The sequence below is a fragment of the Zoogloea sp. genome, from assembly GCF_041908905.1.
Classification (GTDB): domain Bacteria; phylum Pseudomonadota; class Gammaproteobacteria; order Burkholderiales; family Rhodocyclaceae; genus Zoogloea.
The window spans coordinates 17,409-43,041 of the sequence record NZ_JAYREK010000002.1 but is presented as its reverse complement, the minus strand read 5'-3'; the positions used below and the strand labels follow the sequence as shown (position 1 = coordinate 43,041).

Sequence of the window (25,633 nt, the reverse complement as noted above, 5' to 3'; positions counted from 1 at the left end):
GTCCAAATTGGTGCTGACCCTTGTACGTTCGGCCCGCCGCCTGCTTAAATTGAAGGCAGGAGGGGTTCCGATAATGAAAATACTGTTTGTCTGTACCGGCAACATCTGCCGGTCGCCGACCGCCGAGGGGGTTGCGCGGCGCTGGATCGCCATGTCCGGCCTCGAGGGACAGGTGCACGTCGAGTCCGCGGGGATCAGCGGTCATCATGTGGGCGAGTCGCCCGACCCGCGCAGCCAGACGGCGGCACAGCGGCGCGGCTACGATCTGTCGCGGCTCCGGGCGCGCAAGGTCGAGCCCAGGGATTTTGCCGAGTTCGATCTGCTGCTGGCGATGGACCGCGACCATTTTCACTACCTGCGCGACAAGGCGCCGGAGGGCTCCCGCCACAAGGTCCGGATGTTCCTGAGCTTTGCGCCGCGGGTCTCCCGCGACGACGTGCCCGACCCCTATTACGGAGGAGCGAAGGGTTTCGACGCGGTGCTCGACCTGTGCGAGGAGGCCGTCCAGGGCCTGCTCGAGGAGATCCGGCCGGAGGTGGAGCGCCGCCGCCGATCGGCGGTCTGAGCGTCCCCGCGGCTGGGTTGCCACGGCCCGTTGGCCGAAGCCAAAAAAAGAAGGCCAGCCCGTGAGGGCTGGCCTTTTTGCCGATGGGCGGCGCTGTTACTTCTGGCCGGTTTCCACCTGGATCAGCGGCTCATCCACGACCGGTGCCGCGGCACGGCGACGGCGGCGGGGCTGGGCGGGCTGTTCGGCCGGCGCCTCGGGCTGGTAGGCCTGGACGGCTTCGGGGCGGGTCTCGATCATCACGAGGCCACTGTCGACCAGCGCCGTGGACAGATCGACCGGTGCGCTCGGTGCCGGGGCGGCTTCGGCCACGACCGGGGCTTCGGCGACCGGCGCTTCCACGGGGACGGGCGCTTCGCTGGCTGGTGCCACCTCGACGGGGACCGGAGCGGCCTCGGCGACGCTGGCTTCGGCAGCCGCCGGAGCGGCTTCGACGATCGGAGCGGTCTCGACCACCACCGGAGCCTCCTCGGCTGCGGCCTGCGCCACCGGGGCCGGTTCGGCGGCGACCTGGCGGGCGGCTTCGACGGCCTGCTCGATGAGATCGGGCTTGGCTGCCGGCTCGGTGGCTTCAGCGGCCACCGCGGTCGTGACCTCAGGTGCGGCGGCCGGTGCCTCGACGACGGCTGCAGCGGCTGCGACCTCGGGCGCTTCGGCAGCCGGCGTCACGGCCACGGTGTCGACGACCGCGGCGGCTTCGACCTGGGCGGCGACCGGCGCAGCTTCGGCAGCTTCTGCGGCCGGGCTGGGCTGTTCGCCGATCTCGAGTTCGGCCTGGGCGCTGCCTTCGCTGGTGTTGCCTTCCTCGTTGCGACGACCACCACGGCGGCCGCGACGGCTGCGGCGGCTGCGTTCGGCACCGGCTTCGCCTTCGGCGCCGGGGGCAGCGGTGGCTTCGTCGGCCACCACGGCGCTGGCGACGGCGACGGCGGCAGTGGCGGCAACGGCGGTCAGCTGCTCGGCGCTGGCGGCCACGCCTTCTGCGTCGGCGGGCTTGGCGGCGTTGCGGTTACGGCCGCGCTGTTCGCCGCGCTCCGGGCGTTCGCCCCGCTCGGTGCGTTCGCCGCGTTCCTGGCGCTCGCCGCGGGGGCGCTTCTCGCGCTGCTCGCCGTTTGCGTCGGGGTTGCGGTTGTTGTCGCGGGCTTCGCGGTTGTCACGGCCTTCGCCGCGCTCGGGACGTTCAGCGCGTTCCGGGCGCTCGGCGCGTTCGCCACGCTCCTCGCGCTGGCCGTCACGCCGGCCGCCACGGCCACCGTCGCGGCGGCTGCGGTCGTTGCGCGGGCGGGCTTCGCGGCGCGGGGGCTCCTCGGGCTGGGCCACCACCGGGGCCGGCGCGGGCTGCTTCTCGCCGCGGAAGAAGGCGAAGATGCGGGCCAGCAGGCCGGGCTGGCTCTCGGGCACCGGAGCCGGTGCCGGGGTTGCCTTGGGTTCGAAGACCGGCGCCGGCTGGTCGGGAGTGATGCCCTTGACCGCGGCTTCCTGGCGGGCCGGGCGATCGGTGTTGGCCGACGGCGGGGTGTAGTCCTCGCTGACCGGCTTGATGGCCATCCGGTAGCTGGGGATGCTGCTGTCGTCCTGGTTGAGCTGGTCGTGGCGCAGGCGGACGATCTCGTGCTGCGGCGTCTCGAGGTGGCGGTTGGGGATCAGCACCAGGCCGACCTTGTGGCGCAGCTCGATCTTGGCGATGTCGTCACGCTTCTCATTGAGCAGGAAGGTGGCGACATCCACCGGGACCTGGCAGTGCAGGGCGCCGGTGTTGTCCTTCATGGCCTCCTCTTCGAGGATGCGCAGGATGTGCAGGGCCGAGGATTCGGTGCTGCGGATGTGGCCGGTGCCGTTGCAGCGCGGGCAGGGGATGTAGCTGGTCTCGGCGAGGGCCGGGCGCAGGCGCTGGCGGGACAGCTCGAGCAGGCCGAAGCGGCTGATCTTGCCGGTCTGTACGCGGGCGCGGTCGTAGCGCAGGGCGTCGCGCAGGCGGTTCTCGACCTCGCGCTGGTTCTTTTGCGACTCCATGTCGATGAAGTCGATGACGATCAGGCCGCCGAGGTCGCGCAGACGCAGCTGGCGGGCCACTTCGTCGGCGGCTTCGCAGTTGGTCTTGAAGGCGGTTTCCTCGATGTCGGCGCCGCGGGTGGCGCGGCCGGAGTTCACGTCCACGGAGACCAGGGCCTCGGTGTGGTCGATCACGATGGCGCCGCCGGAGGGCAGGCTGACCTGGCGCGAGTAGGCCGATTCGATCTGGTGCTCGATCTGGAAGCGCGAGAACAGCGGGACGTCGTCGTGGTAGCGCTTCACGCGGTTGACGTTCTGCGGCATCACGTGGGCCATGAACTGGCGCGCCTGCTCATAGACGTCGTCGGTGTCGATGAGGATCTCGCCGATGTCGGGCTGGAAGTAGTCGCGGATGGCGCGGATGACGAGGCTGCCCTCCTGGTAGATCAGGAAGGCGCCGTCCTGGGCCTGGGCGGCGCCGTCGATGGCGCGCCACAGCTGCAGGAGGTAGTTGAGGTCCCACTGCAGCTCTTCGGCGTTGCGGCCGATGGCGGCGGTGCGGGCGATCAGGCTCATGCCGCCGGGCACTTCGAGCTGGTCCATGACGTCGCGCAGTTCGGCGCGCTCGTCGCCCTCGACGCGGCGGGACACGCCACCGCCACGTGGGTTGTTGGGCATCAGCACCAGGTAGCGGCCGGCCAGCGAGACGAAGGTGGTGAGGGCGGCGCCCTTGTTGCCGCGCTCGTCCTTCTCGACCTGGACGATCAGCTCCTGGCCTTCGCGCAGGGCTTCCTTGATGGTGGCGCGGCTGGCCTCGACACCGGGCTGAAAGTAGGAGCGGGAGATTTCCTTGAACGGCAGGAAGCCGTGGCGCTCGGCGCCATAGTCAACGAACGCGGCTTCGAGGCTGGGCTCGATGCGCGTGATGACGGCTTTGTAGATGTTGCTCTTGCGTTGTTCCTTGGCGGCCGACTCAATGTCGAGATCGATCAGCTTCTGACCGTCGACAATGGCAACGCGGAGTTCCTCGGCCTGCGTCGCATTGAAGAGCATGCGCTTCATTCGTCTTTTTCTCCCGCGCGGCACACGGGCAGGACGAAGCGCGCCACCCGCTTAACTGCGGTGACTTAGTTTGGCGTTGTCGCGACTGTCCTTCATCGAGGGGAATCAAACTAAAACGGGTGGCGGGTTTCGTCTATGGCACCCTGAACCGCGATGATCGCTGGGAGGCTGCGAAGGGCGGGCTGCGTCGCCTGGTCTCGCGGATCAGGGAGGCCGTACTTCCGGTACGGAACGCTCCCCTCGCGACCTCGGGCCTGCTTGCCTGGAGTCTTCGCGGCCCCCGGTTTCAGGGCCGTCAATCTGCGTGTGCGCTAGTGCGCAATTGGTACAAGTTTAGTGTCGAATACAGTACCATCGCCCTCTTTTTGTCTGGCGACGGACCTTCCTGTGGCTTTTCGGGAGCGGGTTACACGCTGGATGGGCTGGATGTGGCGCCGGGTGCGGCCCAGACTTTGGGGCCTCAGCGTTGAGTCGCTCTGGCGCGGCGCGGCCGGGTGTCGAATCTCAGAACAACACCGGATGAGGCGTGCACGACGCAGCAGAACCGAAAAACCGCTAAACAGTATATTTCAAAAAGATGGCCTTGAGTAAAGCTCCCGCCGTTACCCATGTTCGCGTGGATGACGGCAGTGCCGGTCAGCGGATCGACAATTTCCTGGTGCGCGTCTGCAAGGGCGTGCCGAAGAGCCACATCTACCGCATCCTGCGCAGTGGCGAGGTGCGCGTGAACAGCAAGCGCGTGGCCCAGACCTACCGCCTGCAGGAGGGCGACGAGCTGCGCATCCCGCCGATCCGCCTGGCCGACAAGCCCGACGCGCCGCCGGTGCCGGTGGGCAAGCCCTTCGACATCGTCTTCGAGGACGACGCCCTGCTGGTGCTCGACAAGCCGGCCGGGCTGGCCGTGCATGGCGGCAGCGGGGTGAGCTTCGGCGTCATCGAGCAACTGCGCCGCCAGCGCCCGGAGGCGAAGTTCCTCGAGCTGGTCCACCGCCTCGACCGGGAGACCTCCGGCCTGCTCATGGTCGCGAAGAAGCGCAGCGCCCTCACCGTGCTCCACGACATGATGCGCGAGGGGCGCGTGCACAAGCGCTACCTGACCCTGGTGGCGGGGCGCTGGCTCAACCTGCAGCAGCACATCAAGCTGGCGCTGCACAAATATCTCACCGAAGACGGCGAGCGCCGGGTGAGCGTGAGCCGCGACGGCAAGCCGGCCCACAGCATCGTGCGGCTCGTCCGGCGCTGGCAGACCTGCAGCCTGGTGGAGGTGGAGCTCAAGACCGGGCGCACCCATCAGATCCGGGTGCACCTCAGCCATTCGGGCTTCCCACTGTTCGGCGACGACAAGTACGGTGACTTCGCCCTCAACAAGCAGCTCGAGAAGGCCGGCCTGAAGCGCATGTTCCTGCACGCGGCAAAGCTTGCCTTCCGGCATCCGCTCACGGATCGGGAGATCGAGCTCGAGTCGCCGCTGCCGGCGGAGCTCGAAGCGTTTGTGGCGAGCGTGGAACAGAACGAGGAGAGGGAATATGGCTAAGCGTTTCGAGCTGATCGTCTTTGACTGGGATGGCACCCTGATGGACTCCGCCGCGGCGATCGTGCGGGCCATCCAGGCCGCAAGCGCCGACCTGGGGCTGCCGGTGCCGCCGGACGCGCGGGCCCGCCACGTGATCGGGCTGGGCCTGCAGGACGCGCTGCGCCACGCGGTGCCCGAGCTGGCGCCGCATGATTACCCCAAGATGGTCGAGCGCTATCGTCACCATTTTCTGGCCACCGACCACGAGCTGACCCTGTTCGAGGGCGCCGTCGAGCTGATCGCCTCGCTCCACGCCGCCGGCTACCTGCTGGCGGTGGCGACGGGCAAAAGCCGCCAGGGCTTGAACCGGGCGCTGGGGCATTCCGGGCTGGGGGCGTATTTCCACGCCACCCGCTGTGCCGACGAGTGCTTCTCGAAGCCGCACCCGGCGATGCTCCACGAGCTGATGGACGAGCTCGGCGTGATGGCCGACGCCTGCCTGATGATCGGCGACACCACCCACGACCTGCTGATGGCCAGGAACGCCGGTGTGGCGGGCCTGGCGGTGAGCTTCGGCGCCCATCCGGTGGACCAGCTGCTGGCCGAGGCGCCGCTGGCCTGCGTGCATACGCCGGCCGAGCTGCGCGGCTGGCTCGAGGCCCATGCATGATCTGCACCTCCGCGGCCCTGCAGGACGGCGGCGACGGTGTGCGCTTCATGGTGCAGCGGGGCGATGCGGAGCTGCCGGCCTTCGTGGTGCGCCACGGTGGCCGGGTGCATGCGTACATCAACCGCTGCGCCCATGTGCCCATCGAGCTCGACTGGCTGCCCGGGCGCTTCTTCGATGCGTCCGGCGATTTTCTGATCTGCGCCACCCATGGTGCGATGTATGTGCCCGGGAGCGGTTATTGTGTCGAGGGGCCGTGCCGGGGTGCCCGGCTGGAGCCCGTGGCGGTCATCGAACGGGACGGCGGTGTTTTCTTGAAGGACGACAATGACTGAAGGCAGGGATGAAGGCTGGGAGCGCCAGGTGCTCGAGCGGCTGGCGCTGGAGACCCTGGCGGAGCAGCGGCGGCGGCGGCGCTGGAGCGTGTTCTTCCGGCTCACCACGCTGGCCTGCGTGGCGACGGCGCTGTGGATCTTTGGCGGTTTCGGCGAGGTCGAGCAGCTGGAGGGGGGGCGTCACACCGCCCTGATCAGCCTGGAGGGCGAGATCGCCGCGAAGGGCGAGGTCAGCGCCGAGCACGTGGTGGCCTCGCTGCAGGCGGCCTTCGCCGACGCGGGCACCCAGGGGGTCGTGCTGCGCATCAACAGCCCCGGCGGCAGCCCCGTGCAGGCGGGCATCATCAGCGACGAGATCGTGCGCCTGCGCACGCTGCACCCGCAGGTGCCGGTGTTCGCGGTGGTGGAGGATATCTGCGCCTCGGGCGGCTACTACGTGGCGGCGGTGGCCGACCGGATCTTCGTGGACAAGGCGAGCATCGTCGGTTCGATCGGCGTGCTGATGGACGGCTTCGGCTTTGCCGGGCTGATGGAGCGGCTGGGCATCGAGCGCCGCCTGCTGACCGCCGGTGAGAACAAGGGCTTCCTCGATCCCTTCTCGCCCCAGCAGCCGAAGCAGCTGGAGCACGCCAAACTGATGCTCCAGGAGATCCATGCCCAGTTCGTCGACACGGTGCGCAAGGGTCGCGGCGGGCGGCTCAAAGAGACGCCCGAGATGTTCTCGGGCTTGATGTGGTCCGGCGCGAAGAGCGTCGAGATGGGCCTGGCCGACGGTTTCGGGACGGTGGATTCGGTGGCGCGGGATGTGATCAAGGCCGAGAACATCCGCGACTACACCCAGAAGCAGAACCTGGCCGAGCGTTTTGCCCAGCGCTTCGGCGCCGGCATGGCCGAGCGGGCGGCGAGCGTGCTGGCGGGCAGCCCGCTGCGCTGAGCGCCGCGCCTCAGCCGGCGAGGAGCAGGAACACCGTCGGACGCTTGGAGAGGTCGGGAGCGCTGGTCTTCTTCCAGTCGGCGATCCGCCGGGTGGCGATCCATTCGTCGGCGGTGGTCAGGTCGCGGGCCACGCACAGCCGGGTCTCGGGGTCGCAGGTGGCCTTCAGGGCCTCGAACATGCGGTCGTTGCGGTAGGGCGTCTCGATGAACAGCTGGGTGCGCGCATGGCGCGCCGATTCGGCCTCGAGCTCGCGGATGCGGCGCTTGCGGGCTTCCTCGTCCACCGGCAGGTAGCCGTGGAAAGCGAAGCTCTGGCCGTTGAGGCCGGAGGCCATCAGCGCCAGCAGCAGCGACGACGGGCCGACCAGCGGAACGACCTTGACGCCCTTCTCGTGGGCACGGCGGACGAGCAGGGCGCCCGGGTCGGCCACCGCCGGGCAGCCGGCTTCGGACATCAGCCCGGCGTCCTGGCCGGCCAGGACCGGGGCGAGCAGGGCGTCGAGGTCGGCTGTGCCGGGTTTTTCGGGCAGTTCGCGAATGTCGAGCTCGCGCAGCGGCGCCGGGTGCTCGAGGCGCTTGAGTTCGGCGCGCGCGGTCTTGGCGTTCTCGACCACGAAATAACCGAGGCTGCGCGCCCGCGTGGCCACGTCGGCGGGGGTCGTCAGGCCGGTGCCGGCGGGGCCCAGGCTGACCGGGATGAGGTAAAGGGTGCCGGCGGCCATCAGGGGAGCGCGATGCCTTCGTTACGCAGCATGCGGGCCAGCGCGATCAGCGGCAGGCCGACCAGGGCGTTGGGGTCGTCGCCGGAGAGGGCGTCGAGCAGGGTGATGCCCAGCCCTTCGGATTTGGCGCTGCCGGCGCAGTCGAGGGGACGCTCCTTGTTTACATAGCGCACGATCTCGTCGTCGCCGAGCGTGCGGAAGCGCACCTGGGTGGGGACGGCGTCGAGCTGCACGTGGCCGCTGCGGGTGTTGAGCACGGCCAGCGCGGTGTGGAAGATCACCGTGCGGCCGCTCATGGCCTGGAGCTGCGCGATGGCGCGCTCGACGGTGCCCGGCTTGCCGAAGCGGGTGTCGCCCATGTGGGCCACCTGGTCGCTGCCGATGATCAGCGCGTCCTCGAACTGGCCCGCCACGGCGCGGGCCTTCTCGACGGCCAGGCGCTCGGCGGTGGCCTGGGGCGTTTCGCCGGGCAGCGGGGTTTCGTCGATGTCCGGGCGGGCGACGTCGAAGGGCAGGTCGAAGCGCTGCAGGAGCTCCCGGCGGTAAGCCGAGGTGGAGGCGAGGACGAGTTTCATGGGGGCGGACGCCATGGGCCAGAAGATGGCCGCGGAAGCGTCGAAGGGTTTTGACAGGGGAAGCCGAAAATAATATCATGCCGCGCTTATGTCGCAAGAAAGCTTCGTGATCGACCTGCGCGCACTCGCCAGGGACGGACGTCTCGTACAAGGCGAAGCGCCGGTGTCGAGGCTCGGTCGTCTGGCCGGGTCGGTGCTGGAGCCGTCCGGTACGGTGGTGTTTTCGTTCCAGGGTGAGCGTGACGACGAGGGCAAGCTCTATGTCGATCTGCACATCCAGGCGGGTCTGGTGCTGGAATGCCAGCGTTGTCTCGAGGGCCTGAAGTGGCCTTGCGATGTGCAGAATCGTCTGCTGCTCCTCCGTCCCGGCGATCCGTTGCCGGAGGATGAGCTGGAGAACGACGCGGTGGACGCCCTCGAGGTGGAGCCGCTGACCGATCTGCTCGCGCTGGTGGAGGACGAGGTGCTGCTTGCCTTGCCGCTCGTGCCGCGTCACGATGATTGCGAGCCGCCTGTGAAGGCCGGCGTAGATGAAGAGACATCACCCTTCGCCGTACTGCGCCAGTTGCGCGGCAAGGTTTAAGTATTCCTCAAGGAGTTTTTCATGGCTGTCCAACAGAACAAGAAGTCCCCGTCCAAGCGCGGTATGCACCGTTCGCACGATTTCCTGGTTGCCCCTCCGCTGGCCGTCGAGCCGACCACCGGCGAAGTGCACCTGCGTCACCACGTGTCGCCCTCCGGCGTCTACCGTGGCAAGAAGGTTGCCAAGGCCAAGGGCGAGTAATTCTCCCGGTCGGGAAGCGGCGCGACACCCCCGGGGTGATCGCGCCGTTTTTATAAAAATTTCCTATGTTCGCGCCGAATGACTGTCACGCTCGCCATTGATTGCATGGGGGGCGATCACGGCCCTTCGGTGACCGTTCCCGCCGCCCTGGATTTTCTGCGCGCCGACCGCGACACCCGCATCGTGCTGGTTGGTCGTCCGGAAGCCATCGAGCCGCACATCGGCACGGCCCTCGCCGAGTTCGGAGAGCGCCTGCGCCTTCAGCGGGCTTCCGAGGTCGTTGCCATGGATGAGCCGCCCGCGCTCGCCATGCGCAACAAAAAAGACTCCTCGATGCGCGTGGCGGTCAATCTCGTCAAGGAAGGGGAGGCCCAGGCCGCGGTGTCCGCCGGCAATACCGGCGCGCTGATGGCGATCTCCCGCTTCGTCCTGAAGACCCTTCCCGGTATCGACCGCCCGGCGATCTGCAGCACGCTGCCGTCGATGCGCGGCCAGACCCACATGCTCGACCTCGGCGCCAACGTCGATTGCTCCCCGGAGCACCTGCTGCAGTTCGGCATCATGGGGGCGATGCTGGTGGCCGCCGTGGAGCACAACGAGCGCCCCAGCGTCGGGCTGCTCAACATCGGCGAAGAGGACATCAAGGGCAACGAGATCGTCAAGCAGGCCGGCGAGTTGCTCCGCAACAGCGGCCTCAACTTCTACGGCAACGTGGAAGGGGATGACATCTACAAGGGCACCGTCGATGTGGTCGTCTGCGACGGCTTCGTCGGCAACGTCGCCCTCAAGACCTCCGAAGGCCTGGCCCAGATGGTGGCGACCTTCCTGCGCGAGCAGTTCTCGCGCAACTGGCTCACCAAGCTGGCGGCGCTCTTTGCGATGTCGGCCCTCAAGGGCTTCAAGCGCCGCGTCGATTCCCGGCGCTACAACGGCGCGGCCCTGCTGGGCTTGCGCGGGGTGGTGGTCAAGAGCCACGGCTCGGCGGATGTCTTTGCATTTGAACAGGCGATCTGGCGGGCGGCCGAAGCGGCGCGCAACCGCCTCATCGATCGAATCAGCGAACGCATGATGGAACGTGAGAGGTCCGAGGCATGATTCACGCTCGTGTGGCCGGGACGGGGAGCTTCCTGCCCGGCAAGCCCGTTACCAACAATGACCTGGTGGCGCGGGGGATAGACACCTCGGACGAATGGATCGTCGAACGTACCGGCATCAGCCAGCGCCACCTGGCCGAGCCGGAGGTCACCGCGAGCGAGCTGGCCTACGAGGCGAGCCGGCGTGCCATCGAGGCGGCCGGGGTGCAGCCCGCCGACATCGACCTGATCATCGTCGCCACGTCCACGCCCGACTATATCTTCCCGAGCACCGCGGCGCTGCTCCAGGCCCGCCTGGGCATTGCCAACGGCGGCGCCGCCTTCGACCTGCAGGCGGTGTGCACCGGCTTCGCCTACGCGCTCGCCACCGCCGAGAAGTTCATCCGCTCCGGCAGCCACAGGCGCGCGCTGGTGGTGGGGGCCGAGGTGTTCTCGCGCATCCTCGACTGGAAGGATCGTGGCACCTGCGTGCTCTTTGGCGACGGCGCCGGCGCGGTGGTGCTCGAGGCCAGCGAGCGGCCGGGCATCCTCGCCACGGCCCTGCATGCCGACGGCAGCCACAACCCCATCCTGGCCGTGCCCGGTCAGATCAACCGCGGCGAGGTGGTCGGCGACCCCTTCCTGCGCATGGACGGGCAGGCCGTCTTCAAGTTCGCGGTCAAGGTGCTGGCCGATGTGGCCCGCGAGGTGATGGGGGCTGCCGGCCTCGGCATCGACGACGTCGATTGGCTGATTCCCCACCAGGCCAACATCCGCATCATCCAGGCCACGGGCAAGCGCCTCGGCGTGCCGCCCGAGAAGGTCATTGCCACGGTGGGCCAGCACGGCAACACCTCGGCGGCGTCGATTCCGCTGGCCCTCGACCTGGCCGTCCGCGACGGACGCATCCAGCGGGGCCACAAGATTCTCCTCGAGGGAGTCGGCGGCGGCTTCACCTGGGGCGCCGCGCTGCTCGAGTTCTGATCAATCCAGTCACAGCCATTGAAGGGTAGGCGACGATGAATTTCGCGTTTGTGTTTCCGGGGCAGGGTTCCCAGTCCGTCGGCATGATGGCCGCTTACGGTGAGTCGGCGGTGATCCGCCAGGCCTTCGCCGAGGCCTCCGAGGCGCTGGGCGAGGACCTCTGGCAGATGGTGGCCGACGGCCCCGCCGAAGTGCTGGCCCAGACGGTCAATACCCAGCCGCTGATGCTGACTGCCGGCGTCGCCGTGTACCGCGAATGGATCGCCCGGGGCGGCGTCCAGCCGTCCCTGGTGGCCGGCCACAGCCTCGGTGAATATTCCGCGCTGGTGGTTGCCGGCGCCCTGGACTTCCAGGAAGCCGTCAAGCTGGTGCGTCTGCGCGCCCAGGCCATGCAGGAAGCCGTGCCCCAGGGCGAGGGTGCCATGGCGGCGCTGCTCGGCCTCGACGAGGCCGCCACGGTCGAAGCCTGTGCCGAAGCGGCCCAGGGTGAGGTCGTCTCGGCCGCCAACCTGAACTCCCCGGGTCAGATCGTCATCGCCGGCGCCCGGGCGGCGGTCGAGCGGGCGATGGTTGCGGCCAAGGCCCGTGGTGCCAAGCGCGCGGTGCTGCTGCCGGTGAGCGCGCCCTTCCACTGTGCCCTGATGAAGCCGGCCGCCGAGCGGCTGCAGCAGCGTCTGGCCGAAATCGAGGTGCGCGTGCCGGCAATTCCCGTCCTCAACAACGTGGACGTGGCGGTCGAGACCGATCCGGCGCGCATCAAGGACGCCCTGGTGCGGCAGGCCTATTCGCCGGTCCGCTGGATCGAGACGGTCCAGGAGATCGCCCGCCGTGGTGCCACCCATGTGTTCGAGTGCGGCCCGGGCAAGGTGCTGGCCGGCATGACCAAGCGCATCGAAGGCAGCCTGCAGGGCGCCGCGATCGCCGATGCGGCCAGCCTCGAAGAAATCCTCAAGACGACGGAGGCCGCATGAGCCAGGTTCTGCAAGGTCAGGTGGCGCTGGTCACCGGCGCTTCCCGTGGCATCGGTCGCGCCATCGCCCTCGAGCTGGGGCGGCTGGGGGCGACTGTCGTGGGCACCGCAACGTCCGACAAGGGCGCAGCCGACATCCAGGCCGGCCTCGACGCCGCCGGGATCGCCGGGCGTGGCCTGGCTCTCGACGTGACCGACGCGGCGGCTTGCGAGGCGGCCCTCGGCGATATCGAAAAAAGTCTCGGTGCTGTAACGATCCTCGTCAATAATGCCGGGATCACCCGGGATAACCTCGCTATGCGGATGAAGGATGCCGAGTGGGACGACGTGCTCGACACCAACCTCAAGTCGGTGTTCCGGATGTCCAAGCTGGTCATGCGCGGCATGATGAAGGCGCGTACCGGCCGCATCATCAACATCACGTCGGTGGTGGGAAGCTCCGGCAACCCGGGCCAGGCCAACTACGCAGCGGCCAAGGCCGGCGTGGCGGGCATGAGCCGTGCGCTGGCCCAGGAGCTCGGCAGCCGCAACATCACGGTCAATTGCGTCGCGCCGGGCTTCATCGACACGGACATGACCAAGGAATTGCCCGACGCGCAGCGCGAGGCCCTGCAGGGCAAGATCGCGCTGGGTCGTCTCGGCAAGCCCGAAGAAATCGCGGCCGTGGTGGGTTTCCTCGCCACTCCGGCAGCGGCCTACGTGACGGGCGCCACCCTGCACGTCAACGGCGGCATGTACATGGCGTAAATCTCGTCCCACTGGCGAGGGTGCGCGTTTTTGGTAGAATGCAGGGGTTTTGAATTCACCCCGCTCAATCAGCGAAGGAGTATTTACATGGAAAATATCGAACAGCGCGTCAAGAAAATCGTTGCCGAACAACTCGGTGTCAACGAATCCGAAATCAAGAACGAGTCCTCCTTCGTGGACGACCTCGGCGCCGACTCCCTCGACACCGTCGAGCTGGTGATGGCCCTCGAAGAAGAATTCGAGTGCGAGATCCCCGACGAAGAGGCCGAGAAGATCACCAGCGTGCAGCAAGCGATCGACTACGTCACCGCTCACCTCAAGAAGTAAGACTCCCGGAGCCCTGCCTTGACCCGTCGCAGAGTCGTCGTAACCGGCCTAGGCGCAATTTCGCCGGTCGGCAATACCGTGGCTGAGGCCTGGGACGCCATTACCAATGGCCGTTCCGGCATCGGCGAGATAACCCGCTTCGATACCACTGCCTTTCCGGTGAAGATCGCCGGCGAGGTGAGGAACTTCGACGTTGGGGCCTATCTTTCCCCGAAAGAAGCGCGCCGCATGGATAAGTTCATCCATTACGGCCTCGCTGCGGGCATCCAGGCGTTCCGTGATTCCGGCCTCGAAGTGACCGAGGCCAATGCCGACCGGATCGGTGTCAATATCGGTTCGGGCATCGGTGGCCTGCCGATGATCGAGGATACCCACGACGATTTCCTCGCCGGTGGGGCTCGCAAGATCTCTCCCTTCTTCATTCCCGGCACGATCATCAACATGATCTCCGGCAACCTGTCGATCATGCTTGGCCTGAAGGGGCCGAACATCGCGGTGGTGACGGCCTGTACAACGGGCCTGCACGCGATCGGCATGAGCGCCCGCATGATCGAATACGGCGATGCGGACGTGATGGTTTGCGGCGGGAGTGAATCTTCGGTCACGCCGTTGGCGGTGGGCGGCTTTGCTTCGGCGAAGGCGCTGTCCACCCGCAATGACGACCCGGCCACTGCCAGTCGGCCATGGGACAAGGATCGCGACGGCTTTGTGCTCGGTGAAGGTGCCGGCGTGCTGGTGCTCGAGGAGTACGAGCATGCGGTCAAGCGCGGTGCGCGCATCTACGCCGAGCTCTCCGGCTTCGGCATGAGCGGCGACGCTTACCACATGACGGCCCCCGATACCGACGGACCCCGTCGCAGCATGGTCTCGGCGATGCGGAACGCGGGCATCAATCCGGATCAGGTGCATTACCTCAACGCCCACGGCACCTCGACCCCCCTCGGCGACAAGAACGAAACCGAAGCGATCAAGCTCGCTTTTGGTGCGGATGTCGCGAAGTCGCTGGTGGTCAACTCCACCAAGTCGATGACGGGTCATCTGCTGGGTGGCGCCGGCGGTCTGGAGTCGGTATTTACGGTGCTGGCGGTCCATCATCAGGTGTCGCCGCCGACGATCAACATCTTCGAGCAGGATCCGGAGTGTGATCTGGATTACTGTGCGAACGTCGCCCGCCCGATGAAGATCGATTTTGCGCTGAAGAACAACTTCGGTTTTGGCGGTACCAACGGTACGCTCGTGTTCAAGAAATTCTGACGCTATCGTGGCGCGGGAAGCCGTGCGATGATCGTCGTTGAAGTCAGGCCGTCGCGGCTGCAGGTCATCTTTCTGGTGGCCCTGCATCTAGCGGCGGCCTTTTCGTTTCTGCTCGGTCTGGATGACGGCCTTTTGGGGGAGCTGGCCGCGATGCTGGTGGCCGTGTCCTTGTTCCGCAGCATCGCGCGGGCGCGGCGCGGCTTGCCGATGATGCTGGGGCTCGGGGACGATGGCGGCCTGGTGTTGCGGGCGGGCGGTGAGGACGAACTCCAGGCTTTGGCGGACGGAGCGTCTGTCGTGCTGCGTCAGGCGCTGTGGCTGACCTGGCGGGAGCGGCAAGGCAGGCGGCGAGGCGTTCTGGTGCTGCTGGAGGACCAACTGGCGCCCGCAGACTGGCGGCATCTGCAGGTGTGGGCCCGCCTGCGGGCCCGGCCGGAGGCCGGGGTGGCGCGCTCTTAGGGGCGCGGCTTCAGCGGCGCGGCCGCAGGACGGTGTCGCGGGCCTTGGGCAGGGTTTCCGGGTAATCCCGGCTGAAGTGCAGGCCGCGGCTCTCCTTGCGCTGGAGTGCGCTGCGCACGATGAGGTCGGCCGTCACGACGAGGTTGCGCAGCTCGATCAGGTCGTTGCTGACGCGGAAGTGGCTGTAGAACTCGTCGATCTCCCGGGCCAGCAGGCGAATCCGGTGCTGGGCCCGCTGCAGGCGCTTGTTGGTGCGGACGATCCCGACGTAATCCCACATGAAGCGTCGCAGTTCCTCCCAGTTGTGGGAGATCACGATGGCTTCGTCGGCATCGGTTACCCGGCTTTCGTCCCATTGCGGCAACTCGGTGGCGAGGGCGCGCGGATTGGCCAGGATGTCGGCCGCGGCGGCTTCGCCGAACACCAGGCATTCCAGCAACGAATTGCTGGCCAGGCGGTTGGCGCCGTGGAGGCCGGTGCAGGCGGTTTCACCGATGGCATACAGGCCGGCCACGTCGGTCCGTGCGCGCAGGTCGGTGACGACGCCGCCACACGAGAAGTGCACCGCCGGGACGACAGGAATCGGCTGGCGCGTGATGTCGATGCCCAGCTCGAGGCAGCGGGCCAGAATGTTGGGGAAGTGGTCCTTGAGCTCGTCGGCCGGCTTGTGGCTGATGTCGAGGAAGACGCAGTCGAGGCCGTGCTTCTTCATCTCGAAGTCGATGGCGCGGGCCACGATGTCGCGGGGTGCGAGTTCGGCGCGGGCGTCGTGCTCGGGCATGAAGCGGCTGCCGTCGGGGCGTCGCAGCAGGCCGCCTTCGCCGCGGACGGCTTCGGAAATCAGGAACGACTTGGCCTGGGGGTGGTACAGGCAGGTGGGGTGGAACTGGATGAACTCCATGTTGGCCACCCGGCAGCCGGCACGCCAGGCCATCGCAACCCCGTCGCCGGTGGCGGTGTCGGGGTTGGTGGTGTACAGGTAGACCTTGCCCGCGCCGCCGGTCGCCAGCACCGTGTGGCGTGCGGTGAAGGTGCGGACTTCGTCGTTGGCGATGTCGAGGACGTAGGCGCCGAGGCAGCCTTCATCGGGGCGGCCGATCTTGCGGCCGATGATGAGGTCTACGGCGATGTGCTGCTCGAAGATCGCGATGTTGGGGTGGGTCCGGACCTGCTCGGTGAGGGTCGCCTGGACGGCGGCGCCGGTGGCGTCGGCGGCGTGGATGATGCGTCGCGCGCTATGCCCGCCCTCGCGGGTGAGGTGGTAGCCGATGGGCGAGTTGGCGTCCGGCGTGAACGGGACGCCGTGATCGATCAGCCAGCGGATGGCGCGGGGGCCGTTTTCGACGACGAAGCGGGTGGCCTTTTCTGCGCACAGGCCGGCGCCGGCCGTGTGCGTGTCGGCGATGTGGGCTTCGGTCGTGTCGCTGGGGTCGAGTACGGAGGCGATACCGCCCTGGGCCCAGGCGCTGGCGCTGTCCTCCAGGCTGCGTTTGGTGACGAGGGCGACCTTGAGTTTGTCAGCGAGGCGCAGGGCGAGCGATTGGCCAGCAAGACCACTGCCCAGGATCAGTACATCGAAAGCGGTCACTTCGGGAATTCCGCGCGGGGAGCGATATTGTGAGCGGCGACTATAGCACGCGCACCGGAGCGTGCCGAATTTCGCAAAACCCTTCTGCTGACTGAACTATGCGCAAGTGCATTGGTCAATAAGAGTGCTTCGACGGCCATTGGTGGTCTCTCGGGTATACTGCGCGGTCGGTGACCAGTCTGGTCACGATAACGGAGGTGGATGCCCCGACCATGAGTGATCGTGAAGTTGACCAGCAGTTGGTCGAGCGCGTCCAGCGCGGCGACAAGCAGGCCTTTGGCCTGTTGGTTGCCAAGTATCAGCGCAAGCTCGGTCGCCTGCTGTCGAGATTGATCAGGGATCCTGCCGAGGTCGAGGACGTCGCTCAGGAGACCTTCATCAAGGCGTATCGCGCCTTGCCGTCCTTTCGGGGGGATAGTGCTTTCTATACGTGGCTTTACCGGATAGGGATCAACACGGCGAAGAACTTTCTCGTTTCCCAGGGGCGGCGCGCACCGACGACGACCGACTTCGATTCCGAGGAGGCTGAAACCTTCGAGGATGGCGACCAGCTTCGCGACATCAATACGCCCGAGCGGCTGCTGATGACGCGGCAGATCGGGGATACGGTGAATTCGGCCATGGAAGCCCTGCCGGAAGAGTTGAAGACTGCGATCGTGCTGCGGGAGATAGAAGGTTTGAGCTACGACGAGATCGCCACGATCATGGATTGTCCGATAGGTACGGTGCGTTCGCGGATCTTCCGTGCGCGCGAGGCCATTTCCGAGAAGCTCAAGCCGTTGCTCGACACGGCTCCGAACAAGAGGTGGTAACACGATGAAAGAAAGAGTCTCTGCCCTGCTGGATGGCGCGCTCGACGACGACGCCTCCGCGCGAGTGTTCGAGTCCATCAAGCGGGATGCGGGCTTGTGCGAGGATTGGGAGCGCTATTGCCTGATCGGCGACGTCCTCCGCGACGAGTCCTCGCTGTCGGCGGGTTTTACCGACAAGGTGATGGCGAGCCTCGACGGCGAGCCGACGGTGCTGGCGCCGGTCCGGCGGGAGCGCTCCGCCTGGGCTGCCCGGCTGATGCCGATCGCCGCCTCGGTGATGGGCGTTGCGGCTGTGGGCTGGGTTGCCCTGACCCTGAACGGCCCCGCTCCCGAGGTGCAGCGCCTCGCCAGTGCCAGGCCGGCCGCCGTTGCGGCGGCGCCCGTGGAGCGGGTGGCGCTGGCGCCGGCCGAGGCTTCGGAGCGGGAATACCTGTTTGCCCACCAGGCCATGGCGCCGGCCGCCGGCATGCCCGGGGTGGCGCATTACGTACGCACGGTCTCGGATACCCGCGTGGCCGGCGAACGATGAAGCATCTCTTCAGCATCCTCGTTGCCGCCCTGTGCTGGGGCAGCGCTGTTGCAGCCGAGACGCCGGGGGACCCCCTCAGCTGGCTCGGGCGGATTTCCAGTGCAGCCCACAAGCTCAATTACACCGGAAGCTTCACCTACCAGAGCGGCAAGAGCATAGAGACCTCGCGCATCGCGCATCTCGTGGATGGCAATGGCGCCGAATACGAGCGCCTCGAAGCCCTCGACGGGAGCCCGCGGGAGGTCGTCCGCAACCAGGATGAAGTGCAGTGTTTCCTGCCGGATCAGAAGCTCCTGATCGTCGACCAGTCCTCGGCGCGCCGGAGCTTTCCGGCCCGGCTGCCCCAGTCGCCGGCGGCGCTCGGCGAACACTACCGCATCCGAAAGGGTGAGGTCGTGCGGATCGCCGGCATGGAGAGCCAGCAGATCATCCTCGAGCCCAAGGACGACATGCGTTTCGGGCATCACTTCTGGGCCGACGTCGCGTCGGGGCTGCTGCTGCGCGCGCGCATCGTCGGCGAGAAGGGCGAGACGGTCGAGCAGTTCACCTTTACCGAGGTGACCATCGGCGCGCCCTTCGACAAGGAGACGGTGCGGCCGCGTTTTGTCCGCGGCAGCGACTGGAAGGTCGTCAACGCCCGCGGCAACGAGGTCCGGATGGAGGATACCGGCTGGGCCTTCCGCCATACCATTCCGGGTTTCCGTCAGGTGGTGTCGGTGTTGCGGCCGTCGCGCCATGGCCACGGGGATGCCTACCATGTGGTCTTCTCCGATGGCCTGGCGGCGATTTCGGTGTTCATCGAACCCCTCGCGGCAAAGAACAACACCCAGAGCGGCATGAGCACCTCGGGTGCGTTCAACATCTTCCGGCGGACGATCGGCGACAAGCTGATCACCGTGCTCGGCGAGGTGCCGCCCCAGGCGCTGATGCGTATCGCCGACGGTGTCGAGATGCGGAAGCGTTGATGAAGGTGAATGGCGTGGTGCAGCGGGTCGATGGGCCCTATGCGTGGGTGGACGTGTCCGTTGCCCAGGGTTGTGGCCGCTGCCACGAGCCGGGGGGGTGCGGCGGCGTCAATATCGCGAAGCCTTTCGGTGCCGCCCGGCAGGTGCTCAAGGTCTGCAACGACGCCGGCGCCCAGCCCGGCGAGCAGGTCGGCGTGGTGATCGATGACGGGGTTCCGCTCAAGGCGGCCCTCCGTGCCTATGCGGCGCCGGTACTTGGCGTGCTGGCGGGGGCTGCGCTCGGGACTTCGTTTGCGCCGGTGGGGCTGGTGGATCTGTCCGCCGGGCTCGGCGCGCTGGCCGGGGGCGGTGTCGCCGTCTGGCTGGTCCGCGGTAAGCCGGTGCCGGCTGGTGCCGAGTTGCCGGTGCGCCTCGAGCGGGGTGGCGGCACGGCTCCGGGGGAGTGTCGCGGGTGAGTCGTCTGTTGCGTGTCTGGGCTGCGGCGCTGATTGCGTCGGCGGCCGTCCATCTGCCCGCGGCGGCGGCGCCGACCCGGGATCTCCCCGATTTTGCCGAACTCGCCGACCGTCAGGGGGCCGCGGTGGTGAACATCAGCACCACGCAGGCGCTCCGTCAGGCGCGGCCGGGCTTGCCGCGGCTCGACGAAGACGACCCGATGTTCGACTTCTTCCGCCGCTTCGTGCCCCGTCAGCCGGGCGGCAGCCCGAAGATCGACCCCGACAACCGCTCCCTGGGGTCGGGTTTCATCGTGTCGTCCGATGGTTATGTGCTGACCAACGCCCATGTGGTGGAGGGCGCCGACGAGATCATCGTCAAGCTGAGCGACAAGCGCGAGTTCCGTGCCCGCCTGATGGGGGCCGATCCGCGCTCGGATGTGGCGCTGCTCAAGATCGAGGCCAGCGGCCTGCCCAAGGTCAGCCTCGGGGATCCGGGCAAGCTGCGGGTGGGGGACTGGGTGCTGGCCATTGGTTCGCCCTTCGGTTTCGAGAACTCCGTCACCGCCGGCATCGTCAGCGCCAAGGGGCGGTCGCTGCCCCAGGAAAACTTCGTCCCCTTCATCCAGACCGATGTGGCGATCAATCCGGGCAACTCCGGCGGGCCACTGTTCAACCTGAAGGGCGAGGTGATCGGCATCAATTCCCAGATCTACAGCCAGACGGGGGGCTTCATGGGCCTCTCGTTCGCGATCCCCATCGACGTGGCGATGGACGTGCAGAGCCAGCTGAAGGCCCATGGCCGGGTTCAGCGCGGCCGGATCGGGGTGGTCATCCAGGAGGTGTCCCGCGAGCTGGCCGACGGCTTCCGGCTCGACAAGCCGGTGGGGGCGCTGGTCAGCTCGGTCGAGAAGGGCGGCCCGGCCGACCGGGCCGGCCTCGAGCAGGGAGACATCGTGCTGCGCTTCGACGGCCGCCCGGTGGGGGTTTCGGGTGATCTGCCGCGCCTCGTCGGCAGCACCCGTCCGGGCAGCCGCGTGCCGGTGCAGGTGTGGCGCAAGGGCAGCCAGCGGGAGATGCAGGTGGTGGTGGCAGAGCTGCCGGACGACAAGCCGCGCAAGCCGGTGCTGCCCATGGCCCGGCCGGAGGTGTCGCCCAACAAGCTTGGCATCGTGGTCGCCGACCCGAGTGTCCAGCAGAGGCGTGACAGCCGCCTGGCGTCGGGGGGGGTGGTGGTCGAGGCGCTGCGCAGCCCGTCGGCGCGGGCTTCCGAGATCCAGGCCGGCGACGCGATCCTGGCCATCGTCAATCGCGGTGTGCGCACCGACCTGCGCTCGGCCGAGCAGTTCGGCCGCGTGGTCGCCGCCCTCGACCCGGGGCAGGCGGTGACCCTGCTGGTGCAGCGGGGCGACACCCAGACCTTCGTGCCGGTGCGTACCCTTGAACGCTGAACGCCGTCTCACCGTGCTCAGCCGGGAGTGGTGCCATCTGTGCCACGACCTGCTCGATGCCCTCAGGCCCCTGCAGGGCGAGCTCGGCTTCGAGGTCGAGGTGCTCGATGTGGACGCCTTCCCCGAGCTCGAGGCCGAGTGGAGCGAGAAGGTTCCGGTGGTGCTGGCCGGCGGGCGCGAACTGTGCCATTACTTTCTCGACGAAGCTGCGGTTCGTGCTCATTTCCAGCGTATCGGTTAGAATCCAAGTCTTTGCCAGGCAAACAAATTTTCAAGGGTGCCCACCGGCACCCTTTTTCATGGCCCATGCAACACATCAGAAACTTCTCGATCATTGCCCACATCGACCACGGTAAATCCACCCTGGCCGACCGGATCATCCACCTCTGCGGCGGTCTGTCGGACCGCGAGATGGAGGCGCAGGTGCTCGACTCGATGGACATCGAGCGGGAGCGTGGCATCACCATCAAGGCCCAGACGGCGGCGCTGAGCTATCGCGCCCGCGATGGCCAGGTGTACAACCTCAACCTCATCGACACCCCGGGGCACGTGGACTTCTCCTATGAAGTCTCCCGCTCCCTGGCGGCCTGCGAGGGCGGCCTGCTGGTGGTCGATGCGTCCCAGGGCGTCGAGGCGCAGACCGTGGCCAACTGCTACACCGCGCTGGAGCAGGGCGTCGAGGTGGTGCCTGTCCTCAACAAGATGGACCTGCCCCAGGCCAACCCCGATGGCGCCAAGCAGGAGATCGAGGACGTGATCGGTATCGACGCGAGCGACGCGATCCCCTGCTCGGCCAAGACCGGCATGGGCGTCGAGGACATCCTCGAGGCGGTCATCGCGCGCATCCCGCCGCCCAAGGGCGACCCGGAGGCGCCGCTGAAGGCGCTGATCATCGACTCGTGGTTCGACAACTACGTTGGCGTGGTGATGCTCGTCCGCGTGGTCGACGGCATGCTCAAGCCCAAGGACAAGATCCTCTTCATGTCCAACGGCAGCCAGCACCTGTGCGAGCAGGTCGGGGTGTTCACGCCCAAGTCCCAGAGCCGCGACAGCATCTCCGCCGGCCAGGTGGGCTTCATCATCGCGGGCATCAAGGAGCTCAAGTCGGCCAAGGTCGGCGACACGATCACCCTGGCGGGCCGGCCTGCCGCCGAGCCGCTGGCCGGCTTCAAGGAGATCAAGCCCCAGGTGTTCGCCGGCCTCTACCCGGTCGAGTCCAACGAGTACGACCAGCTCCGCGAGTCCCTCGAGAAGCTGCGCCTCAACGACGCCTCCCTGCAGTTCGAGCCGGAAGTCTCCCAGGCGCTGGGCTTCGGCTTCCGCTGCGGCTTCCTCGGCCTGCTGCACATGGAGATCGTCCAGGAGCGCCTCGAGCGCGAGTTCAACATGAACCTCATCACCACGGCGCCGACCGTGGTGTATGAAGTCCTGATGAAGGACGGCACGGTCCAGCAGATCGAGAACCCGTCCAAGCTGCCCGACCTCTCCAAGGTGGAGGAGGTGCGCGAGCCCATCATCACCGCCACCATCTTCCTGCCCCAGGACTACGTCGGCCCGGTGATCACCCTGTGCAACCAGAAGCGCGGCGTGCAGGTGGACATGCGCTATCACGGCCGCCAGGTGCAGCTGATCTACGACATGCCGATGAACGAAGTGGTGATGGACTTCTTCGACAAGCTGAAATCGGTCTCCCGCGGCTACGCCTCCCTCGATTACGATTTCAAGGAGTACCGTGCCGCCGACCTGGTCAAGCTCGACGTGCTGGTGTCCAGCGAGAAGGTCGATGCGCTGTCCATCATCGTGCACCGGGCGAGCTCCCAGTACCGCGGCCGCGAGCTCGTCTCCAGGCTGCGCGAGCTCATCCCGCGGCAGATGTTCGACGTGGCGGTGCAGGCGGCGATCGGTTCGCACATCATCGCCCGCGAAACCATCAAGGCGCTGCGCAAGAACGTGCTGGCCAAGTGCTACGGCGGCGACATCACCCGCAAGAAGAAGCTCCTCGAGAAGCAGAAAGAGGGCAAGAAGCGCATGAAGCAGGTGGGCAACGTAGAAATCCCGCAGGAGGCGTTCCTGGCCGTGTTGCGGGTGGACGAAGGTAAATAAACCGGCTCCCGGGCCGGCAGCAGGAGTGCTTACGTGAATTTCGCGTTGATTCTTTTCATACTGCTCCTCGTCAGCGGGGCCCTGTGGGCCCTCGACCACTTTGTGGCGAGCAAGCGCCGCAGCGTGGGGGCCAAGAGCCCCTGGTGGGTCGAGTACGGGGCCAGCTTCTTCCCGGTGATCCTGGTGGTGTTCTGCCTGCGCTCCTTCGTGGTCGAGCCTTTCAAGATCCCGTCCGGTTCGATGATCCCGACCCTGCTGGTGGGCGACTTCATCCTGGTCAACAAGTGGATCTACGGCATCCGCCTGCCGGTGATCAACAAGAAGGTCGTCGAAGTGAGCCATCCCCAGCGGGGCGACGTGATGGTCTTCCGCTTCCCCCAGGATCCGTCCCTCGACTACATCAAACGTGTCGTCGGTCTGCCGGGCGACAAGGTCGAGTACATCGACAAGAAGCTCACCATCAACGGCCAGGCCATGACCCAGACGCCGGACGGCGATTACCTGCACACGGAGCGGCTGTTCTATTCGCCGCGCTTCACCGAGAAGCTCGGCGCGGTAGAACACCAGATCATCGTGGAGAACGACGCGCCGGCCTTCGTATCGCAGAGCGTTCAATACCCTTTCCGCGACAACTGCACCTATACTAACCGGGGCGTTTCCTGCACCGTTCCGGCGGGGCACTACTTCATGATGGGTGACAACCGGGACGGGAGTTACGACAGCCGGGGCTGGGGTTTCGTCCCGGAAGGAAACATCGTGGGCAAGGCCTTCTTCATCTGGTTCAATTTCAGTGACCTGAAGCGTATCGGCAGCTTCCATTGATCATGAAATATAAATCTCAGTCCGGGGCTACCCTGATCGGCGTGATGGTCGGCGGTGCCGTGCTTGTCGCGCTGCTGCTGGTCGGCCTCAAGCTGATTCCGGTGATTTCCGAGTTCATGGGCGTCAAGCGCTCGATAGCGGCGGTCGTGGCGGGGGCCAATCCCCAGACCGCGACGGTCTCGGAGCTGCGCAGCGCGTTCTCCAAGCGCGCCATGGTCGACGACGTCACCACCGTCAGCGCCTCCGATCTCGACATCACCAAGGAGGACGGCCGCATCGTCATCTCCGTCGAGTACGCGCGCAAGGTCAAGCTGTTCGGCAACGTGAGCCTGCTCATCGATTTCAATGTGTCCACCGCTGACAACCACTAGGCGGCGCGCATGAAGCTCGACGCCTTGCAGCAGGCCATCGGCCATCGTTTCACCCGCCCCGAGCTGCTCCAGCAGGCCGTCACCCACCGCAGTTTCGGTTCGCCGCACAACGAGCGGCTGGAGTTTCTCGGCGACAGCATCGTCAACTGCGTGATCGCCATCGCCCTGTTCGAGCGTTTCGGCGAGCTGCGCGAGGGCGACATGTCGCGCCTGCGGGCCAATCTCGTGCGCCAGGAGGCCTTGTACCGTCTTGCCGACGGCCTCAAGCTCGGCGACTACCTGCGCCTCGGCGAGGGCGAGATGAAGAGCGGCGGCCATCGCCGTCCGTCCATCCTGGCTGACGCCCTCGAGGCGATCTTCGCGGCGGTCTTCCTGGATGCCGGTTTCGAGGGCGCCAAGGCGGTCATCGACCGGCTCTACGCGGCGTCCCTCGCCGGCCTCGATCCCGCCCGCGCCCTCAAGGACCCGAAGACCGCCCTGCAGGAATGGCTGCAGGGCCGGCGCATGCCGCTGCCCCGGTACTCCCTCGCCGATACCCGTGGCGAGGCCCATCAGCAGGAATTCGAGGTCGAGTGCGAGATCGCCGGCCTTGGCCTCAAGACCCGCGGTGTCGGCGTGAGCCGCCGCGCCGCCGAACAACAGTCCGCCCAGCGGGCGCTGGAGCTCCTTCCCAAGTAATGACCGAATCCAACAGCGCCGCCGCCAAGCCCTTCCGTACCGGCTTCGTGGCCATCGTCGGCCGCCCCAACGTGGGCAAGTCCACCCTGCTCAACCGGCTGGTCGGCCAGAAGATCAGCATCGTCTCGCGCAAGGCCCAGACCACCCGCCACCGGGTGACGGGGGTCCTCACCGAGGGGCAGGCCCAGTTCATCTTCGTCGACACGCCGGGCTTCCAGACCCGCCACAAGAACGCCCTCAACCGGGCGATGAACCGCACCGTCACCCAGGTGCTCGCCGATGTCGACCTCGTGCTGTTCGTCATCGAGAGCGGCCGCTACGGCCCGGCGGACGAGCAGGTGGTCAAGCTGCTGCCCGAGGGCGCCAGGGTGATCCTGGTGGTCAACAAGGTCGACCTCCTCGAGGACAAGGCCCGCATGCTGCCCTTCCTCCAGAAGATGAGCGCGGTTTACCCCTTCGCCGAGATCGTCCCGGTGAGCGCCGAGAAGGGCCGCAATACCGCCGAGCTGCTGAAGGCCGCCGAGCCCTACCTGCCCGAGGGCGAGCCGATCTTCGACGCCGACGACATCACCGATCGCAGCGAGCGCTTCCTGGCCGCCGAGTTCCTGCGCGAGAAGCTGTTCCGCCAACTCGGCGAGGAGCTGCCCTACGGCATGACCGTCGAGATCGAGAAGTTCGAGGCCGAGCCCGGCCTGCGCCGCATCCACGCGGCGATCATCGTCGACCGCGACGCCCATAAGGCGATGGTGATCGGCAAGGGCGGCGAGCGCCTCAAGCGCATCGCCACCGAGGCCCGCCTCGAGATGGAGAAGCTGTTCGACTCCAAGGTGTTTCTCGAAACCTGGGTCAAGGTCAAGAGCGGCTGGGCCGACGACGAGCGCGCGCTCAAGAGCCTCGGCTACGAGTAATCCCCCT

The 25,633-nt window shown here is 67.1% G+C and carries 29 protein-coding genes; 25 read left to right on the top strand and 4 right to left on the bottom strand.

What is annotated here, in order from left to right; all coding sequences use genetic code 11:
- Positions 1-70: 70 nt before the first annotated feature.
- Positions 71-565 carry a low molecular weight protein-tyrosine-phosphatase gene (locus tag ACE3OU_RS02050; RefSeq protein ID WP_374240091.1) on the top strand — a complete coding sequence of 165 codons (495 nt, stop codon included), beginning with the start codon at positions 71-73 and terminating at the stop codon, positions 563-565.
- 96 nt (positions 566-661) lie between these two features.
- On the opposite strand, the gene ACE3OU_RS02045 is transcribed toward ACE3OU_RS02050, so the two are convergent.
- Positions 662-3,619, bottom strand: coding sequence for an Rne/Rng family ribonuclease (locus ACE3OU_RS02045; RefSeq protein WP_374239867.1), 2,958 nt, complete (start codon positions 3,617-3,619; stop codon positions 662-664).
- A 577-nt stretch (positions 3,620-4,196) separates the two neighbouring features.
- Here ACE3OU_RS02045 and ACE3OU_RS02040 point away from each other — a divergent pair.
- The 4 genes from ACE3OU_RS02040 to ACE3OU_RS02025 are packed head-to-tail and all read left to right on the top strand — an operon-like array spanning position 4,197 to position 7,068.
- Positions 4,197-5,153 carry an RluA family pseudouridine synthase gene (locus ACE3OU_RS02040; RefSeq protein ID WP_374239866.1) on the top strand — a complete coding sequence of 319 codons (957 nt, stop codon included), beginning with the start codon at positions 4,197-4,199 and terminating at the stop codon, positions 5,151-5,153.
- Positions 5,146-5,802, top strand: coding sequence for an HAD-IA family hydrolase (locus ACE3OU_RS02035; protein ID WP_374239865.1), 657 nt, complete (start codon positions 5,146-5,148; stop codon positions 5,800-5,802). The genes ACE3OU_RS02040 and ACE3OU_RS02035 overlap by 8 nt, the downstream gene beginning before the upstream one ends.
- Positions 5,799-6,134 (top strand): Rieske (2Fe-2S) protein, encoded by a 336-nt coding sequence (locus ACE3OU_RS02030; protein WP_374239864.1) that lies wholly within the window; start codon positions 5,799-5,801, stop codon positions 6,132-6,134. Before ACE3OU_RS02035 ends, ACE3OU_RS02030 begins: the two co-directional genes overlap by 4 nt.
- Positions 6,127-7,068, top strand: coding sequence for a S49 family peptidase (locus ACE3OU_RS02025; protein WP_374239863.1), 942 nt, complete (start codon positions 6,127-6,129; stop codon positions 7,066-7,068). Before ACE3OU_RS02030 ends, ACE3OU_RS02025 begins: the two co-directional genes overlap by 8 nt.
- Before the next feature lie 10 nt (positions 7,069-7,078).
- Here ACE3OU_RS02025 and ACE3OU_RS02020 read toward each other — a convergent pair whose 3' ends face one another.
- Together ACE3OU_RS02020 and ACE3OU_RS02015 are read right to left on the bottom strand one after the other, a co-directional pair.
- On the bottom strand, positions 7,079-7,792 hold the full coding sequence (locus tag ACE3OU_RS02020) for an SAM-dependent methyltransferase (protein WP_374239862.1): 714 nt from the start codon (positions 7,790-7,792) through the stop codon (positions 7,079-7,081).
- Positions 7,792-8,367 (bottom strand): nucleoside triphosphate pyrophosphatase, encoded by a 576-nt coding sequence (locus ACE3OU_RS02015; protein ID WP_374239861.1) that lies wholly within the window; start codon positions 8,365-8,367, stop codon positions 7,792-7,794. Before ACE3OU_RS02015 ends, ACE3OU_RS02020 begins: the two co-directional genes overlap by 1 nt.
- 106 nt (positions 8,368-8,473) lie before the next feature.
- On the opposite strand from ACE3OU_RS02015, the gene ACE3OU_RS02010 reads away from it, so the two are divergent.
- The 9 genes from ACE3OU_RS02010 to ACE3OU_RS01970 all read left to right on the top strand — a co-directional run bounded on the left by ACE3OU_RS02010 (position 8,474) and on the right by ACE3OU_RS01970 (position 14,965).
- The gene (locus tag ACE3OU_RS02010; protein ID WP_374239860.1) at positions 8,474-8,950 is read left to right on the top strand and encodes a DUF177 domain-containing protein; all 477 of its coding nucleotides are present in this window, start codon (positions 8,474-8,476) and stop codon (positions 8,948-8,950) included.
- A 21-nt stretch (positions 8,951-8,971) separates the two neighbouring features.
- The gene (rpmF, locus tag ACE3OU_RS02005; RefSeq protein WP_079435603.1) at positions 8,972-9,151 is read left to right on the top strand and encodes a 50S ribosomal protein L32; all 180 of its coding nucleotides are present in this window, start codon (positions 8,972-8,974) and stop codon (positions 9,149-9,151) included.
- A 78-nt stretch (positions 9,152-9,229) separates the two neighbouring features.
- Positions 9,230-10,246, top strand: a complete 1,017-nt coding sequence (gene plsX / locus ACE3OU_RS02000; protein WP_374239859.1) for a phosphate acyltransferase PlsX — start codon at positions 9,230-9,232, stop codon at positions 10,244-10,246.
- A complete protein-coding gene (locus ACE3OU_RS01995; protein ID WP_374239858.1) occupies positions 10,243-11,208 on the top strand; it encodes a beta-ketoacyl-ACP synthase III in 966 nt (321 codons plus the stop codon). The genes plsX and ACE3OU_RS01995 overlap by 4 nt, the downstream gene beginning before the upstream one ends.
- A gap of 35 nt (positions 11,209-11,243) precedes the next feature.
- Complete coding sequence (gene fabD / locus ACE3OU_RS01990; RefSeq protein WP_374239857.1) at positions 11,244-12,179, top strand: ACP S-malonyltransferase; 936 nt, start codon at positions 11,244-11,246, stop codon at positions 12,177-12,179.
- Positions 12,176-12,925, top strand: a complete 750-nt coding sequence (fabG, locus tag ACE3OU_RS01985; RefSeq protein WP_374239856.1) for a 3-oxoacyl-ACP reductase FabG — start codon at positions 12,176-12,178, stop codon at positions 12,923-12,925. Before fabD ends, fabG begins: the two co-directional genes overlap by 4 nt.
- 87 nt (positions 12,926-13,012) lie before the next feature.
- Positions 13,013-13,252 carry an acyl carrier protein gene (acpP, locus tag ACE3OU_RS01980; RefSeq protein WP_079435598.1) on the top strand — a complete coding sequence of 80 codons (240 nt, stop codon included), beginning with the start codon at positions 13,013-13,015 and terminating at the stop codon, positions 13,250-13,252.
- Between the two features lie 18 nt (positions 13,253-13,270).
- On the top strand, positions 13,271-14,506 hold the full coding sequence (gene fabF / locus ACE3OU_RS01975) for a beta-ketoacyl-ACP synthase II (RefSeq protein WP_374239855.1): 1,236 nt from the start codon (positions 13,271-13,273) through the stop codon (positions 14,504-14,506).
- Between the two features lie 27 nt (positions 14,507-14,533).
- Positions 14,534-14,965 (top strand): protein YgfX, encoded by a 432-nt coding sequence (locus ACE3OU_RS01970; RefSeq protein WP_374239854.1) that lies wholly within the window; start codon positions 14,534-14,536, stop codon positions 14,963-14,965.
- A gap of 10 nt (positions 14,966-14,975) precedes the next feature.
- Here ACE3OU_RS01970 and nadB read toward each other — a convergent pair whose 3' ends face one another.
- Entirely contained in the window at positions 14,976-16,553 is a 1,578-nt protein-coding gene (nadB, locus tag ACE3OU_RS01965; RefSeq protein WP_374239853.1) for an L-aspartate oxidase, read from the bottom strand.
- 212 nt (positions 16,554-16,765) lie between these two features.
- Here nadB and rpoE point away from each other — a divergent pair, with 212 nt between their 5' ends.
- The 11 genes from rpoE to era all read left to right on the top strand — a co-directional run bounded on the left by rpoE (position 16,766) and on the right by era (position 25,626).
- Positions 16,766-17,365: an RNA polymerase sigma factor RpoE gene (gene rpoE / locus ACE3OU_RS01960; protein ID WP_374239852.1), complete on the top strand. Its 600-nt coding sequence runs from the start codon at positions 16,766-16,768 to the stop codon at positions 17,363-17,365.
- Between the two features lie 4 nt (positions 17,366-17,369).
- Positions 17,370-17,894 carry a sigma-E factor negative regulatory protein gene (locus ACE3OU_RS01955; protein ID WP_374239851.1) on the top strand — a complete coding sequence of 175 codons (525 nt, stop codon included), beginning with the start codon at positions 17,370-17,372 and terminating at the stop codon, positions 17,892-17,894.
- The gene (locus ACE3OU_RS01950) at positions 17,891-18,859 is read left to right on the top strand and encodes a MucB/RseB C-terminal domain-containing protein (RefSeq protein WP_374239850.1); all 969 of its coding nucleotides are present in this window, start codon (positions 17,891-17,893) and stop codon (positions 18,857-18,859) included. The genes ACE3OU_RS01955 and ACE3OU_RS01950 overlap by 4 nt, the downstream gene beginning before the upstream one ends.
- Entirely contained in the window at positions 18,859-19,314 is a 456-nt protein-coding gene (locus ACE3OU_RS01945; protein ID WP_374239849.1) for a SoxR reducing system RseC family protein, read from the top strand. The genes ACE3OU_RS01950 and ACE3OU_RS01945 overlap by 1 nt, the downstream gene beginning before the upstream one ends.
- Positions 19,302-20,744 carry a DegQ family serine endoprotease gene (locus ACE3OU_RS01940; protein ID WP_374239848.1) on the top strand — a complete coding sequence of 481 codons (1,443 nt, stop codon included), beginning with the start codon at positions 19,302-19,304 and terminating at the stop codon, positions 20,742-20,744. Before ACE3OU_RS01945 ends, ACE3OU_RS01940 begins: the two co-directional genes overlap by 13 nt.
- Complete coding sequence (locus ACE3OU_RS01935; protein WP_374239847.1) at positions 20,734-20,985, top strand: glutaredoxin family protein; 252 nt, start codon at positions 20,734-20,736, stop codon at positions 20,983-20,985. The genes ACE3OU_RS01940 and ACE3OU_RS01935 overlap by 11 nt, the downstream gene beginning before the upstream one ends.
- A 65-nt stretch (positions 20,986-21,050) precedes the next feature.
- Positions 21,051-22,847 carry a translation elongation factor 4 gene (lepA, locus tag ACE3OU_RS01930; RefSeq protein ID WP_374239846.1) on the top strand — a complete coding sequence of 599 codons (1,797 nt, stop codon included), beginning with the start codon at positions 21,051-21,053 and terminating at the stop codon, positions 22,845-22,847.
- A gap of 33 nt (positions 22,848-22,880) precedes the next feature.
- Positions 22,881-23,669 (top strand): signal peptidase I, encoded by a 789-nt coding sequence (gene lepB / locus ACE3OU_RS01925; protein ID WP_374239845.1) that lies wholly within the window; start codon positions 22,881-22,883, stop codon positions 23,667-23,669.
- 2 nt (positions 23,670-23,671) lie between these two features.
- Positions 23,672-24,040 carry a DUF4845 domain-containing protein gene (locus ACE3OU_RS01920; protein WP_374239844.1) on the top strand — a complete coding sequence of 123 codons (369 nt, stop codon included), beginning with the start codon at positions 23,672-23,674 and terminating at the stop codon, positions 24,038-24,040.
- Between the two features lie 9 nt (positions 24,041-24,049).
- Positions 24,050-24,718, top strand: a complete 669-nt coding sequence (gene rnc / locus ACE3OU_RS01915; protein ID WP_374239843.1) for a ribonuclease III — start codon at positions 24,050-24,052, stop codon at positions 24,716-24,718.
- On the top strand, positions 24,718-25,626 hold the full coding sequence (era, locus tag ACE3OU_RS01910; RefSeq protein WP_374239842.1) for a GTPase Era: 909 nt from the start codon (positions 24,718-24,720) through the stop codon (positions 25,624-25,626). Before rnc ends, era begins: the two co-directional genes overlap by 1 nt.
- Positions 25,627-25,633 lie beyond the last annotated feature (7 nt).

Coding starts and splice junctions, on each gene's coding strand:
- ACE3OU_RS02045 (WP_374239867.1), bottom strand. CDS start 3,619: ATGAAGCGCATGCTCTTCAATGCGACGCAGGCCGAGGAACTCCGCGTT.
- ACE3OU_RS02040 (WP_374239866.1), top strand. CDS start 4,197: ATGGCCTTGAGTAAAGCTCCCGCCGTTACCCATGTTCGCGTGGATGAC.
- ACE3OU_RS02035 (WP_374239865.1), top strand. CDS start 5,146: ATGGCTAAGCGTTTCGAGCTGATCGTCTTTGACTGGGATGGCACCCTG.
- ACE3OU_RS02030 (WP_374239864.1), top strand. CDS start 5,799: ATGATCTGCACCTCCGCGGCCCTGCAGGACGGCGGCGACGGTGTGCGC.
- ACE3OU_RS02025 (WP_374239863.1), top strand. CDS start 6,127: ATGACTGAAGGCAGGGATGAAGGCTGGGAGCGCCAGGTGCTCGAGCGG.
- ACE3OU_RS02020 (WP_374239862.1), bottom strand. CDS start 7,792: ATGGCCGCCGGCACCCTTTACCTCATCCCGGTCAGCCTGGGCCCCGCC.
- ACE3OU_RS02015 (WP_374239861.1), bottom strand. CDS start 8,367: ATGAAACTCGTCCTCGCCTCCACCTCGGCTTACCGCCGGGAGCTCCTG.
- rpmF (WP_079435603.1), top strand. CDS start 8,972: ATGGCTGTCCAACAGAACAAGAAGTCCCCGTCCAAGCGCGGTATGCAC.
- plsX (WP_374239859.1), top strand. CDS start 9,230: ATGACTGTCACGCTCGCCATTGATTGCATGGGGGGCGATCACGGCCCT.
- ACE3OU_RS01995 (WP_374239858.1), top strand. CDS start 10,243: ATGATTCACGCTCGTGTGGCCGGGACGGGGAGCTTCCTGCCCGGCAAG.
- fabD (WP_374239857.1), top strand. CDS start 11,244: ATGAATTTCGCGTTTGTGTTTCCGGGGCAGGGTTCCCAGTCCGTCGGC.
- fabG (WP_374239856.1), top strand. CDS start 12,176: ATGAGCCAGGTTCTGCAAGGTCAGGTGGCGCTGGTCACCGGCGCTTCC.
- acpP (WP_079435598.1), top strand. CDS start 13,013: ATGGAAAATATCGAACAGCGCGTCAAGAAAATCGTTGCCGAACAACTC.
- ACE3OU_RS01970 (WP_374239854.1), top strand. CDS start 14,534: ATGATCGTCGTTGAAGTCAGGCCGTCGCGGCTGCAGGTCATCTTTCTG.
- rpoE (WP_374239852.1), top strand. CDS start 16,766: ATGAGTGATCGTGAAGTTGACCAGCAGTTGGTCGAGCGCGTCCAGCGC.
- ACE3OU_RS01955 (WP_374239851.1), top strand. CDS start 17,370: ATGAAAGAAAGAGTCTCTGCCCTGCTGGATGGCGCGCTCGACGACGAC.
- ACE3OU_RS01950 (WP_374239850.1), top strand. CDS start 17,891: ATGAAGCATCTCTTCAGCATCCTCGTTGCCGCCCTGTGCTGGGGCAGC.
- ACE3OU_RS01945 (WP_374239849.1), top strand. CDS start 18,859: ATGAAGGTGAATGGCGTGGTGCAGCGGGTCGATGGGCCCTATGCGTGG.
- lepA (WP_374239846.1), top strand. CDS start 21,051: ATGCAACACATCAGAAACTTCTCGATCATTGCCCACATCGACCACGGT.
- ACE3OU_RS01920 (WP_374239844.1), top strand. CDS start 23,672: ATGAAATATAAATCTCAGTCCGGGGCTACCCTGATCGGCGTGATGGTC.
- rnc (WP_374239843.1), top strand. CDS start 24,050: ATGAAGCTCGACGCCTTGCAGCAGGCCATCGGCCATCGTTTCACCCGC.
- era (WP_374239842.1), top strand. CDS start 24,718: ATGACCGAATCCAACAGCGCCGCCGCCAAGCCCTTCCGTACCGGCTTC.